At 33.2% G+C, this 14,114-nt stretch carries 13 protein-coding genes; all 13 read right to left on the bottom strand.

Annotated elements, in window-relative coordinates:
• Positions 1-1,449: 1,449 nt before the first annotated feature.
• Positions 1,450-2,136: an acylneuraminate cytidylyltransferase family protein gene (locus B6A10_RS15455; RefSeq protein WP_317172046.1), complete on the bottom strand. Its 687-nt coding sequence runs from the start codon at positions 2,134-2,136 to the stop codon at positions 1,450-1,452.
• Positions 2,137-2,150: 14 nt separating this feature from the next.
• The gene (gene neuC, locus B6A10_RS15450) at positions 2,151-3,308 is read right to left on the bottom strand and encodes a UDP-N-acetylglucosamine 2-epimerase (RefSeq protein ID WP_188221582.1); all 1,158 of its coding nucleotides are present in this window, start codon (positions 3,306-3,308) and stop codon (positions 2,151-2,153) included.
• A complete protein-coding gene (locus tag B6A10_RS15445; RefSeq protein ID WP_188221581.1) occupies positions 3,305-4,312 on the bottom strand; it encodes an N-acetylneuraminate synthase family protein in 1,008 nt (335 codons plus the stop codon). The genes neuC and B6A10_RS15445 overlap by 4 nt, the downstream gene beginning before the upstream one ends.
• 26 nt (positions 4,313-4,338) lie before the next feature.
• On the bottom strand, positions 4,339-5,406 hold the full coding sequence (locus tag B6A10_RS15440; protein WP_188221580.1) for an acyltransferase family protein: 1,068 nt from the start codon (positions 5,404-5,406) through the stop codon (positions 4,339-4,341).
• On the bottom strand, positions 5,403-6,509 hold the full coding sequence (locus tag B6A10_RS15435) for a glycosyltransferase family 4 protein (protein WP_188221579.1): 1,107 nt from the start codon (positions 6,507-6,509) through the stop codon (positions 5,403-5,405). Before B6A10_RS15435 ends, B6A10_RS15440 begins: the two co-directional genes overlap by 4 nt.
• A 32-nt stretch (positions 6,510-6,541) precedes the next feature.
• Positions 6,542-7,618 carry a glycosyltransferase gene (locus B6A10_RS15430; protein ID WP_188221578.1) on the bottom strand — a complete coding sequence of 359 codons (1,077 nt, stop codon included), beginning with the start codon at positions 7,616-7,618 and terminating at the stop codon, positions 6,542-6,544.
• A gap of 181 nt (positions 7,619-7,799) precedes the next feature.
• Positions 7,800-8,702: a glycosyltransferase family 2 protein gene (locus B6A10_RS15425; protein ID WP_188221577.1), complete on the bottom strand. Its 903-nt coding sequence runs from the start codon at positions 8,700-8,702 to the stop codon at positions 7,800-7,802.
• Positions 8,687-9,475: a glycosyltransferase family 2 protein gene (locus tag B6A10_RS15420; RefSeq protein ID WP_188221576.1), complete on the bottom strand. Its 789-nt coding sequence runs from the start codon at positions 9,473-9,475 to the stop codon at positions 8,687-8,689. The genes B6A10_RS15425 and B6A10_RS15420 overlap by 16 nt, the downstream gene beginning before the upstream one ends.
• 1 nt (position 9,476) lies before the next feature.
• The gene (locus B6A10_RS15415) at positions 9,477-10,604 is read right to left on the bottom strand and encodes a GDP-L-fucose synthase family protein (RefSeq protein WP_188221586.1); all 1,128 of its coding nucleotides are present in this window, start codon (positions 10,602-10,604) and stop codon (positions 9,477-9,479) included.
• A 4-nt stretch (positions 10,605-10,608) separates the two neighbouring features.
• Positions 10,609-11,721 (bottom strand): GDP-mannose 4,6-dehydratase, encoded by a 1,113-nt coding sequence (gene gmd / locus B6A10_RS15410; RefSeq protein ID WP_188221575.1) that lies wholly within the window; start codon positions 11,719-11,721, stop codon positions 10,609-10,611.
• Between the two features lie 24 nt (positions 11,722-11,745).
• Positions 11,746-11,970 (bottom strand): hypothetical protein, encoded by a 225-nt coding sequence (locus B6A10_RS15405; RefSeq protein ID WP_188221574.1) that lies wholly within the window; start codon positions 11,968-11,970, stop codon positions 11,746-11,748.
• A gap of 11 nt (positions 11,971-11,981) precedes the next feature.
• A complete protein-coding gene (locus tag B6A10_RS15400; protein ID WP_188221573.1) occupies positions 11,982-12,938 on the bottom strand; it encodes a glycosyltransferase family 10 domain-containing protein in 957 nt (318 codons plus the stop codon).
• A gap of 36 nt (positions 12,939-12,974) precedes the next feature.
• Positions 12,975-14,105: a glycosyltransferase family 4 protein gene (locus B6A10_RS15395; RefSeq protein ID WP_188221572.1), complete on the bottom strand. Its 1,131-nt coding sequence runs from the start codon at positions 14,103-14,105 to the stop codon at positions 12,975-12,977.
• Positions 14,106-14,114: the final 9 nt, after the last annotated feature.

The following is a 14,114-nucleotide window of genomic DNA, read 5'->3' as shown; positions in this document are numbered from 1 at the left end:
TGTGAGCTGTGAGCTGTGAGCTGTGAGCTGTGAGCTGTGAGCTGTGAGCTGTGAGCTGTGAGCTGTGAGCTGTGAGCTGTGAGCTGTGAGCTGTGAGCTTTAATCCTTCGACAAGCTCAGGATGGACTAAGCTCAGAACAGAACAATTGTCAGACCTCAAATTAACACTGCAAATCTAATGCAATATTTTTTTTCATTTTAAATTGTTGGAATAATTATTATGTTGTGGGTTGTCAGTTGCAAGTTGTGGGTTTCAAGTGATGGGTTGTGAGTTGTGGGTTGTGGGTCTTGTTTGGTGGTAATTGAGGAGGTTTGGGATTCATAGCCCGTTTTTTACATAGCCCAAAGCCCTATAAAATTAAAGATTCGTCAGTTCGAGTTGGCTTACTATTTGCGATAGAAAATTGTAAGCCAGTATCGAGAACTATCGTTTAAAGAAGCCTTCTCTATACAAATTTTCTAAAATAGCTATTCGCATTTTTAGAAAATTCACTCGAAGTGACGGCACTGAGACTTTTTACACACCTATAACTTAAATTCAGTTCTGGGTTGTGGGTTGTGAGTTGTGGGTTGTCGGTCTTGTTTGGTGGTAATTGAGGGTGTTTTATTCTTTTTATTGCGATTGCAACACACCCCTAGCCCCTCTCATAGAGGGGAATACATGTGGTGGCATTTGAGTTTTTCATATTTCATTTCATGCTTTTACAAACTCCTAGTCCTCTCATAGAGGGAAATGCGTTTGGTGGTAATTGAGGAGGCTTAGAATTCATTAGTCGATTTTTTACACAGCCCAAAGCCCTATAAAATTAAAGATTCGTCAGTTCGAGTTGGCTTACTATTTGCGATAGAAAATTGTAAGCCAGTATCGAGAACTATCGTTTAAAGGAGCCTTCTCGATACAATTTTTCTAAAAAAGCTATTCGCATTTTTAGAAAATTCACTCGAAGTGACGGTACTGAGACTTTTTACACACCTATAACTTAAATTCAGTTCTGGGTTGTCGGTTGTGGGTTGTGAGTTATCGACAGGTGGTAATTGAGGACTTAAAGATTTTATTTCCTGTTTTTACACACCCCTAGCTCCTCTGAAGAGGGGAATGCGTTTGGTGGTAATTGAGGACCTTTGGTTTTAAATAATTAACATCTAAAACTTTTCGATGCGACTCTAGTTAACTGTCAATTTTCTTTCTCCGGCTCTAAAGGGTGGAAAAACAGGGCGCTTTCGTCATTTCTTTTCTACCCCTGCCCCTAAAGGGGAAAAGAAATTAGGATGTTATTGTTATTTCTGTTTGCATCATAGCCTTAAGGGGGAAAATTGCCGGAAAGACTTTTATTTTTTAAACCAAATTTCAAACATTGATTGGAGGTAAAGCAAATTATATCTGCAACTTCCTGATAAACATTTCATGCGGACCGCAATAATTGTTTCTGTAACAAAATGATAATACAATCAGATTTGGGCTAAAAAATGGGATAATTTCTGTTCGGCAATCTCCCAATCTCCCGAGGTATCAATATTTACATATAATTGTGAATCTGTTAGAATGTAACTCAAATTGTCACCATATAAAGTTCCCTGTTTAATACTGCTAATTTTAGTAAGATAGAGCGCTCCGTCTCTAAAAAATGTCTGTGGTAAATCCTGTCGTCTTTTGATGATTTCTTTTTCTCCTGTGACGACTTGAAGACTGCCTTTTTCGTCAGCTTCAAACACCCAATGAGGGTTAAACTGATGAGGAACAGGCAATACACTTACCAGCGAATCCGTCTTTTTTTCTATAAATGTTGTAATCGCTTCATCGATAAATCCTTTTTTACGAAATGGATACGTGGGCTGTAATAAACAAACTGCATCATAGTATTCTCCCTGTAATTCTAAAAATGCTACTGCATGTTTTATCACCTCTATGCTTGGCGTAGTATCAGTCGCTAATTCATCCGGTCTCAAAAAAGGAACTTCAGCTCCGTATTCCCCTGCCAACACTGCAATTACCTTATCATCAGTAGATACCATAACTTTAGAAAGCAATTTACTTGCCATTGCCTGTTCGACTGAATAAGCAATCAATGGCTTTCCACCCAACAATTTTATATTCTTACCCGGAATTCCCTTCGAACCTCCACGTGCGGGTATCACAGCTAAAATTTTCATTAGTATGTTATTGTTTTATGAAATTGTAATGGAAGTTTCTCTAATAATTCAGCAATAACAGTCCCTGAGTTTCCTCCTCCATATACATCTGAAACTTCAGCTTTTCCATTTTTTAAAATGGTTTGAATTGCTGTAATGATTTCCTCTTTATTATAATCTACATCTATTACATTATATCCTCTGTCTCTCTTATTTTGCCTGGAACCAATATTAATAACCGGAACCCCCAGGTAAGCACATTCTCTTATTCCTACACTCGAATTCCCTATCAAAGCCTTTGCGCTATTTAATAAGACTAAAAAATCAACACCTTCCATATTTTTAAAGAAGTGGACCTTCTCTAACGAATGGTATTCCCGAAAGGCTCTGATTCCTGTAGTAGTTCCATCGGCTCCAGCGTCGACATTGGGCCAAAACCACAAGGTTGGCATATTCAATTGATTGATTGCTTTTAATGTTTCCTCAATATGCCTTCTGGAATTTTGATATTCGGTTGTTACCGGATGTTGCATCACCACCAGGTAACCATTGGATAAATCTGGTTCTGCTCCCACTCCACCGTATTTTTGATACGGATTAAAATTCAAGCCTTTAACAGTACTAATTTCAGAAGCGATATCAATAGAAGGACAGCCTGTATTGAAAACCATTTCAGGATTTTCTCCCAGTTTAATGACCCGCTCTCGCGCACTTTCAGAAGCGACGAAATGGTAATCGGCCAATTTGGTTATAGCGTGTCGTACTTTTTCATCAATATTTCCTGTTACTTCCCCCCCCTGAATATGAGCCAAAGGAATATTCATATAAGAGGCTGCAATAGCCGTAGCCATTGTTTCAAATCGATCGGCAACGGTAACCACTACATCCGGTTTTAAATTATCAAAAACAGTTGATAACTCTAATATCCCTATCCCTGTGGTTTTTGCTGCGGCTGTCAAATTTTGTCCTTCCAGCACGTTAAAAACCTTAGCATCAATAGTAAAACCATCTTTTTCTATATAGTTTACCGCTGAACCATATCGATCCAGCAAAGCTGAAGCTGCAACAATCAATTGTAGTTCCAATGCCGGGTGATTCTTAATTGCTTTCAGCACCGTTTTTACCCTGCTATAAGAAGGTCTTGCGGTAATGACTACCGCTATTTTTCTTTTGCTCATTTAATATCTTCATCGTTTAAAAAATCCCAAGCTTCTTTATCTACCATAAGCTCTTTACCTATTATTTCCTTAAACCTGGTCGCCTCAATTCCATATCCTTTCGGTTTCTTAGCCTCCAGATCATCAAAAGTGATAATATGTCCTTTAGGCAATTTTCGGTTTACGGCTAAGGACTTTTCAAATATACTTTTTAAAGTTGAAAAACTTTGATTGTTATTTTTATCTATTGGATTTTGAATGGCTGTATAAATTGCCTTAGTATCTATTACCAATTGCTTTACTTCATCAATGGTCAAGGAAGACTCTGAGTCAGGACCAAACATCCTACGATCAAAAACTACGTGAAATTCCAAAATTTCAGCTCCTAAAGCCAAAGCCGCAATACTAACTGCCGCTTTAGCAGAATGATCGGAAAAGCCTACCGGGATATTATAGCGTTCTTTTAATTGCTGAATAACGTTCAAACCGTATTGTTCCGGTTTAGTAGGATAGGCTGTGGTGCATTGCAAAACAGACAGTTTAACATTTCGCTCTTTCAAAAATTTCACGGCTTTATCCAATTCTTCCAAATTACTCATCCCTGAAGACAAAATCACGGGTTTTCCCGTCCGGGCAATTTTTTCTAAAATCAAAAAATTATTGACTTCACCAGAGCCTATTTTATACGAAGTAACTCCAATTTCTTCCAACCAATCTACTGCCAAATTACTAAAAGGGGAACAAATAAAATCCAAACCAACAGTATCACAATGTGCTTTAATCTCTTTCCATTGCTCCAAAGTAAACTCCATTCGTTTCCAATAGTCATATCTTGTCCCGTCTTCATAAGAAAATTTAAGTCGGAAAGGTTCATGGATACTGCTTTCTGCTTCGGCTATATGCATTTGAAATTTAACTGCCTGCACAGCTGTTTCTGCCAAAGCATCGATGTAAGAATGCACAATCCCTAAACTTCCTTCATGTGCCTGAGCTATTTCTGCTATAAGGTATGGAGTAGCATTCATATTCACTTATTTTTTTAATGTATATTTTAAAAAGTAATTTCTGTCTTAACTCTTGTGGTTTTTCTAACAACCATCTGAATTGGTTTCTCTAAAAAAAGATAACTTAGTGAAGCTAGTATTAGTAAAATTATAAACCTAATCAAAAACACAATTGTAGGCTCACTTATATTGAGATATTTATTGACACTATAAGCACTAATCAAAGAATAAACCGGATGCTGTAAAATATAAATCCCATAACTGATTTCTCCTAAAAACACTAATTTTTTTTCCTGAAAAAGCCTTGTTATCAGCCCGTTATTTAAAGAAAGAAAGATGATTAACGGAATAAACAATATTGCCAGCAAACCATTATGAAAATAAAAACCCATTGGAAATTTTAAAGCCAAAAGAACGAGAGCTGCAAAAAGCAAAATTAAAAAATCATAATTAGCTTTTTTACTTTTAAATTTTTGAATAAAACACAGCCCAGCTAAATTCCCTATTAAAAATTCATTAAGATGCATTAAAGGATTGTATTTTAAGATCGCTTTTAAGACCGTCCATTCTTGAAACTCTGATAATGGATATAGTGTATGAAAAATCAACTGACTAAAAATCCAAAATAACACTACAAATACTACAATTCTATTTAAGGCTATTTTTTTAAAAAGCTGATTGAAAACAAAAGGGAAGATAAGATAAAAAACAAATTCTACAGCCAAAGACCATGCTGGTGGATTAAATGATAAAACTTTATCCGGAAACCATGCCTGAATCATAAAAAGATTAAAAAACAATCCCTTTACATCTAAATTATTGGTGCGTAATTGCGTTAAAAGCATTAAAAGAGAGGCAAAAAAATATACTGGATATATTCTTGCTAACCGGTTTATCAAATACTCTCTAACCGAGATAACCGGTCTATTACCATAAGCAAGCATCATCACAAAACCAGATAATATAAAAAAATAGCTTACTCCCACATCAGCACTTTTAAATATAAAAGCAATTTCATTATTATTAAATGGATAACATTTAACTCCATAGTGAAAAATAACAATTGAAGTTGCCGCAAGAAATCTGGTAAAAGTCAACTGTTCTATTCTCATCATTTTGCGCTATTATTTTTCAATCTGAATTTTGCATTTTCTATAATTGTATTCATCTCCACATTCCATTGTTCCTGAGAATACAAATTTTCCGGAACATTCGAAATTTCAAATTTCCCTTTCAAGAAATCGATTATAGCCTCCTCCCATTCTACAACAAGATGGGGGTTTTCTATTAACCGTCCCAATTTACCATATTGCAATACTTCCGGAACCCCTCCTAAAGCGGAAGCAATGCAGTGGCAACCACAATGCAATGCTTCAATCAAACTCAATCCAAAACCTTCCTGGCATAAAGTTGGGAAAAGATAGCAATCTGAAAGCTGATAATACTCCGGAAGTGATTCATTTGGTATTTTTCCTAAAAACCTAACTCCCTTAATTTCTTTTTCTCTTTCAGCCCCTACAACAAGTAAAACAATATTTTCAAACTGTACATAAAGATTTTTCCATACTTCTAAAATAAGTTCTAATCCCTTTTTAGGCCTATCATTAGAGCACCACAGAAATACTGTTTTATCTTCTACATTAAATTGCTCTTTTAATTTATTTTTTTCCAAATCAGCTATTTTTTTAAAGCTATCTGTATTAATACCATTAGGCAGTATTGAAAAAAAATCAGGCATTAGCTTAATCTCTTTTTTATGTAAAATGTAACTATCTTTAGTTAATAATATAATCTCATCTATGTTTTCATAAAAATCTAATGTAGCAGTTTTTTGAACATAAGGCGGGTATCCATGATAAAAAAACTGAATATAACAATTATTTCGAATGCCTTTTGATAGCAAATAATTTTGAAGAGGTTTTATCATTCCATAATTATCAACCACCTGAATAATATATTTTTTCTGAGGATTAATTAACTTATCAAGTGCCTTTAGATATTCTGTTTTTTTTCTTTTAAGAAGCCTGTTTTTGAGTTTAGAAACAAATGTAACCTTGACAAAACTATATAGTATTCCTTCAAATAATTCTTCCGGTTTTGAACAAACTATACTATCTATTTTATGATTATTTCTTAAATAATTATTATACAAAGTTGTCCAACTCCCAATACCCGAATAAGGTAAGGGCATTTGTGAAATTAAAACTACTGTTGGCATTTTTCTTTATTTAGTTTTTCGAAATTAATCGTTTAGTTCATCTTATTGACGTTATAAAACACCTTAAAAAGTTTACTCCATACCTTCTGCCAAAAATAAAACCATCCATAATAAGGATTTTTAAAATTTGTTACAGGCAACTGTACTAATTTTTCGGAATTTTCACTATTCTTTTTATTTGAGAGATTCTGTTTTTGTACCTCAGACATCCAATCCTCAACAGCATTTCCCATGTGATAAGCATAATTATTATAGGTAGCTAAACGTAATCCACCACTTCTATTTATCGGTTCATCCACATACCTAAACTCCGATTTGCGTCCAACAGGAATAAAACAAGGACTATTGGGTACCGTACTAAACAAAAGCTCTCTTCTGATTGTTAAAACCTGATGTCCACTGCCTACAATTGCCTTTATTCCATTTTTTTCTATAACCGGCCATAATTTATTTTTTGATATTTCCGGCTTTCTATTTACGCTTTGAAGACTTTTATTATAGGCCTCAAAATTTTCAGGAATTGGCATGAACTTAAATTTCACTTTACGAAAAATAATACTCTTAAAAGTAGAACTTGTTTCGTAATTTAATGAGTTACGAGTAGCTATAGGGCAAACGGAAGCTACATTTTTAATTTTTATAAAAATATCCTCAACATTTTTTTGCCATCCGTTTTCAAACAAAATATCGGTATCCGTCATTGTGATTAAAGGTTCTCGAACTCCTCTGGCAGCTCCAATAACAGCATCTATTTTCCCTATGTTTTCCTTATGATGAATAACAGAATCTATATCTCCTTTCTTAAAATTATCGTCCAGAAAATCATTTACCTCTTTACATGAGGCGTTATTTACAACTGTTATTGCACATTGATTATTTTTGGTCGTAATAAGTGAGGTTATACAAAGCTTAAAAACTTCTAATATATTTTGATAATAACCCGTTGATTCAGGTATGTATACTACTACAATAACCCGATGACCGGTACTTAATATAATATTCTTATCCTGCTTTTGAGGATTCATTCCTATTCTCATATACTCATTTAGATAATCATTCCAGACTTTTTCTTGTTTCAAATTTATTAACGAACTACCCGTTGGTGACATTAGTTTTTGACAATCATTTTCGTCAATTCGAGTGATCTTCGACAGAAAATTGTATCGAGAACAAGAAAAATTTCATCAAAAATGGTTCTCGTCACGATAGCTATCGGGACTATACAAAAACACTCGAACTGACGTTTTTAATAATTTCACCCAACGGGTTAACTTAATATCTTCTTTAAAACTAAAGAACTGTTCTCTTAAAGAACAAAACATAAATTAACAACTTAAAATTATTTTTTTTTATGACCCAAAAAACATCTAATAAAAATAATCTTTTTAATGTTTTCCCCATGCCTTTCTTAATCATTTTAATTTGCATTTTACACAAACTATTCAAGAGCAAAAAATACTGCTTTTTAGTAATTCTTTCTCTTTCTAATTGCTCTGACAAAACGTTTTTCAAATACAATGGTAATTCAAGATATTTAATAGAATTGCCTGAAATATTATTAGAATGTCTCCTATATAAAGCCAAAGGTTCATCTATATAAAAGATTTTTGATACAAAAGAACAACGTGTAAAATATTCCACATCTTCACCAGCAGGGGGCATAATTTCATTAAAAAAGCCCACCTGATCTATTACTTTTTTTCTAATCAGAGGAGTAGGCATCATCAATGTCCAATTTCCCATCATTCGCATAGCTACATCACCGTGTTTTACATCCGGTGAACCAGGTCTCCCAATAATTTCATTGGTTTTTATTCCATTCTCATCTATTACTTCACAACAACTATGAACCAATCCAAATTCAGGATTTTGTTCAAGTACTGCAAGTTGTTGTTCTAACTTATTTGGCAACCAAATATCATCATCATCTACAAAAGCAATATAACTTCCTTTAGCTTCCTTCATTCCTCTATTTCTAGGCTTGGCTGGCCCACCTGAATTTTCAATCTTTATATACTTTATTTTCTCAAAAGTTGAACACAAAATCAGGTTATTATCATTTGGAGTACCATCGTCAATTACAATAATTTCAAAATCCTGAAAAGTTTGATTTTTAATACTCTCCAGTGTTAATTTTAAATAATCCGTTCTGTTATAAGTTGGAACAATAACACTTACTAAGGGATTCGACATACTTTTTTTATTTTTTTCACGATTCTTTTCATAATACCCGAAACGGATTCCTTTCTGGCCTGATTAAGTTTACTTTGTAAAAGAAGCATATTTTTATAATCTTCATAATAAATCCCATAATGCTCCTGAAACATCCTTTCATTTTCCAACGCCTGTCTTTCTTTATATAATGGATCATTGCTTATTCCTGATAAATCATAAATAGCTAATGGATAAGGAATATGTTTAAATACAAATTGATTACTTAAAAAACATTTAATATAAAAAGCCCTGTCGGAAACTATTTTATAATTTTCGTCATACAAACCTATTTTATCAAAAACTTCACGCTTAAATAAAGTACTCTGATGTGGTAATGAGGTGCGAACAAAGAACAAAGGTGTTAAATTATCGGGAAAAATCTTTCCTCCTTCCTTATACTTATAATCCCCATAAATAATGTCTCCTTGAAAACGCTGATGCTTAATAAAGTCATCCAGAGCACTATTCCCGTTTAGTTCATCTCCACTATTTAGAAATAACAAATAATCACCATTTGAAGCCTTGATTCCTTTATTCATAGCATTATAAATCCCTGAATCGGGTTCACTTACCCAATAATGTATAAACGCATCTTGACTTTCAATATATTCTTTACTCCCATCTTTGCTTCCACCGTCTATTACTAGGTATTCAAAATTTTTAAAAGTTTGAGATTTTACTGATTGAATCGTTTTCTCTAAACCTAAAAGATTATTGTAGTTAATTGTAATTACAGTTAAAAATGGTTTCATTTTATTTATTTAAATACCAATCATATAATTTTCTTACTCCTTCTTCAATCGCTACTTGATGTTTCCAACCCAAATTATTGAGTTTGCTTACATCGGTTAGTTTTCGAAAGGTACCATCAGGTTTTTGGCTGTTAAAAACAAAACTTCCCTTGAATCCAATTGTTTTTTTAATCAAATAAGCTAAATCTTTAATGGAAATATCACTCCCTGTTCCGATATTAATATGCGTGTTCCGAAATTCTGTTTCTTTAGCTTCCCTAGCATCACCCGAGTTACCAACAACCTCATTTTTATCATTGATACAATCCGAAAAATTACGATTTTCCATTAGATATACACAGGCATCGGCCAAATCTTCAGACCACAAAAATTCCCTCATTGGTTTTCCGGTGCCCCAGATTTCTACGCTAACCTCATCTTCTTTCTTAAATATCCCAAAGGGTTCCAAGCTTTTCAAAATGACAGTTTCAGGATCCTTTCCGGTAGTTCCATCCAGAGGTAAAAGATCCAAATTAAATCTAATAGTTTTCCAATCACTATTTTCTAAAGCTTTTCCCAAATGAATTTTTCTCATCAGCGCCGGTAAAACATGGGAATTTTGCAAATCAAAATTATCGTTTAGCCCATATAAATTCGCGGGCATTACCGACATAAAATTAGTCTTATACTGTAAATTGTAGCTCTCACACATTTTTATCCCGGCAATTTTTGCAATAGCATAAGGCTCATTAGTATATTCCAAAACGTCGGTCAATAAATATTCTTCTTTAAGAGGCTGGGGTGCATTTTTAGGATAAATACAAGTACTTCCTAAAAACAACAGTTTTTTTACCTGATTTAAATAACTCTGATGAATCACATTGCTTTGAATCATCATATTTTCATATATAAAATCGGCTCTATAAGTTGAATTGGCAATGATTCCACCTACCTTTGCAGCAGCTAAAAAAACATAGTCTGGTTTTTCATTCTGAAAAAAAGCAGCTACCGCAGCAGTATCGGTTAAATCCAACTCATCGTGTGTCTTCAGCAAAAGATTAGTATAGCCTTTGCTTTGCAAACATTTTACGATTGCACTCCCAACGAGTCCTCGATGTCCGGCTACATATATTTTAGCATTCTTATCCATTTCCTTATTCAAAATAGTTATGAATTGCAAATCCGCCCTCTTTCAGATAACATTCTTTTTGCATCAATTTTACATCAGCTTCCACCATCTCTGCTACCAATTCTTCTAAATCAAATTGCGGAAACCAACCCAATTTATTTTTGGCCTTGGATGCATCACCTATCAACAAATCTACTTCAGTAGGACGAAAATACTGAGTATCGACAGCTACTACTTCCTTACCTTTTTCTATTTGAAAACGAGAATCACTACAAGATTTCACATAGGCTTTTTCATCGGCAGCAACCCCTTTAAATTCTAATTCAATCCCTAACTGATTAAAAGCCATTACAATAAACTCCCTTACAGTAGTTGTTTTTCCAGTTGCAATTACCCAGTCTTCAGCTTCATCAGCCTGAAGAATCATCCACATCATGCGCACATAATCTTTAGCATGGCCCCAGTCCCGTTGCGCATCAAGGTTACCTATGTACAACCTATCCTGCATTCCAAGTGCAATTCTGGCAGCAGCCCTAGTTATCTTTCGTGTCACAAAAGTCTCTCCACGAACGGGAGATTCATGATTGAACAAAATACCGTTACAAGCAAACATTCCATAGGCTTCCCTATAATTTACCGTAATCCAATAGGCATACAGTTTTGCTACTCCATACGGACTTCTGGGATAAAAAGGGGTTGTTTCTGATTGGGGTACTTCCTGCGCTTTTCCGTACAGCTCAGAAGTTGAGGCCTGATAGACCCTTGTTTTCTTTTCCAATCCTAGCAAACGAACAGCATCCAAAATCCTCAAGGTTCCCAAACCATCTGCGTTGGCTGTATATTCCGGTATTTCAAATGACACCTGTACATGACTCATGGCAGCGAGATTATAAATCTCGTCAGGCTGAATTTCTTTTATCAGACGGATTAGATTGGTACTATCAGTCATATCACCGTAATGCAGATAGAAATTTCTATTATCTACATGTGGATCCTGATATAAATGATCGATCCTGTCGGTATTAAACTGAGACGAACGTCTTTTTAATCCGTGAACGATATATCCTTTTTTCAATAAAAACTCACTTAAATAAGCTCCATCCTGTCCTGTCACTCCTGTTATAAATGCTACTTTCATTTATTTTTACTTACCAATTAAATTCTATTTACCAATAACAACCGTTTTCAACTTTATTAATTTTTTTGGTTTTTCGTTACTATTGGGTCTTATCCAATGTACATTAAAAAAATCTGACATGTCATATTCAAGCTCCCAACGTTTTCCAATAATACCAAATAAAATTTGTGTTGCTCCTCCCAAATGAACACTTTTTTTTCCTATTATTTTATATTGAAAATACAAATAAATTTTATTAGGATAAGCCAAGCTATATTTTGTTATGATGATTTGAATAGATATGATATTTTCTTCTTTGCCATTTTTAGTTTCCTATTAAAACCAAAATGTATCCTATGAATAAGTTCATGATAACTTTGAGACTTGGGTTTCTTATTATTTTCTATAACTTTAATTATTATTTCAAGAACATTTTTTCTGATTTTTGATGGGGAATCTACCTCTTGACTAAACACTTCCTGACTTAAAATATCAATAGCAATCTCCGAATTTTTATCAATTTCTAATAACCTCGCAATAAGTTCCTCTTCAGTTTCAAAATCTTGATAATTTAAAAATCTTTTAGGATTAAAATCTTTATTAACTAGTCTATTTCCCCAATAAATAGGAATACTATCAACAAAAATTGGTTCTAATATTTTTTCAGTTGTATAACCATCATGGCTCTCATTTTCAAAAGAAATAACAAACTTGTAATCTTGAATAAATTTTATTTTATCAGCTACTGGACCTCCAACATTATTCAACACTTTACCTCCAGAATCGACATCAATATAGCTTGAGAGATTATGAAAAAAATTGATTCGCTCTTTAGCATTGGGGTTTGAAACAACCATGCAACACAATTTCTTTTTATTATTCCATGCTTCGCTTAATTCTCTTCTGGATTTAATTTCAGTAATTTTATTATTCATATTTGCCTCATCCAAATACAATAAATACAAGGGCAATCTATAATGATCTTTTCTATTATTGAAGTCAAATGAAAATGCAAAATCACATGCCATAAAATCCGGCCTTCTATTTTCTCCTGTAAAAAAGATACGTTTACATTTATATTTCAAATAATCATATCCGTAACACGAATAAAAAATCAAATCTGGCTTTTCACTATCAATAATAACATTGTAAAATTCTGAAAGTATATTATAAAAATAGTTATTTGTCTTATCAAGATTAGGCCAAAAATCTATAAAATCAATTTTGATATCTCGCATTGTGATTTATTTGTTAAATTATGATATAGCTTTTTTCTATTGATCATAAGCCTTTCTATAAACATCAAGACATTCTGCAGCAGCTTTTTCCCAACTAAATTTCTTGACCTGTTCCAATCCTCTCAAAGAAAATTCATCACGCAATAATTTATTTTGAATTAAAGATTGCACTTTCTTTTTTAAATCATCAGCATCATTCATTTCAAAGTATACACCTGCTTCACCAGCTACCTCTGGAAACGAACTATGACTCGACAAAACTACCGGACAGCCGCAAGACATTGCTTCTAATACTGGAATACCAAAACCTTCATAAAGCGAAGGAAAAACAAAACAAATTGCTTTTTTATAAAACAAACCCAATTCCTTTTCCTTAAAATCTTGCTGCATGATTTGTGGTTCGAGTTGCATATTTTTTATATAATTTCTTTCCTCTTCAGTAAATTTTCCTCCTCCCGCACATAAGAGCTTTAAATCTTTATTTGAATATAATAGATCCTTAATGGCATCAAGCATAAAATAAAAATTCTTGTAATTATTACGAGTTCCAACGTATAAAATATATTTATCTGGTAAAAAAACTGTTTTACTTTCTGAGATTTTTATAGAGCAACCATGATAAACAACATCAATTTTTGTCTCGTTTATATTGGGATACACTTTTAATATATCTCTTTTTGTATTTTCAGAAACAGCAATTATTCTGGATGCCTTTTCTATCAAAATTTGTTTATTCTTAACTATAGTAGAAACAACCTCTTTCTGTTCTGTGAAAAAATCTGGAAACAATTCATAAATCATATCATAAACTGTCAAAACAAAAGGTTTTGAACCTAAATATTTCAAAAATTCAACATCATAATAGGTGGGAATAAAAACATCAAAATCTTTCTTAAATAATTGATGTCTCAATAAGCTATCATTCCTTTTTCTCGTTTTTTCAAGTTTCCTAATGCTCAAAACTTCTAATAATCGAACATAAAATGAATATAACTTTTGTTTAGTAGTTAATAATGTACTTTCATTATAATATATATTAGACGTTCCATAAATCGGAATCTGAACACTATTAGATATAGAAAGTCTGGAAAGAATTTCTGTATAATACCTAGAAATACCTCCATATTTTTGTAAATTAAAAGTTTGAGGATGTACTAAAATTTTCATCGACAGTTT

This window comes from Flavobacterium pokkalii (assembly GCF_014596575.1).
In the GTDB taxonomy this organism is placed as follows: Bacteria; Bacteroidota; Bacteroidia; order Flavobacteriales; family Flavobacteriaceae; genus Flavobacterium; species Flavobacterium pokkalii.
This window is presented reverse-complemented; position numbering and strand designations above follow the sequence as displayed.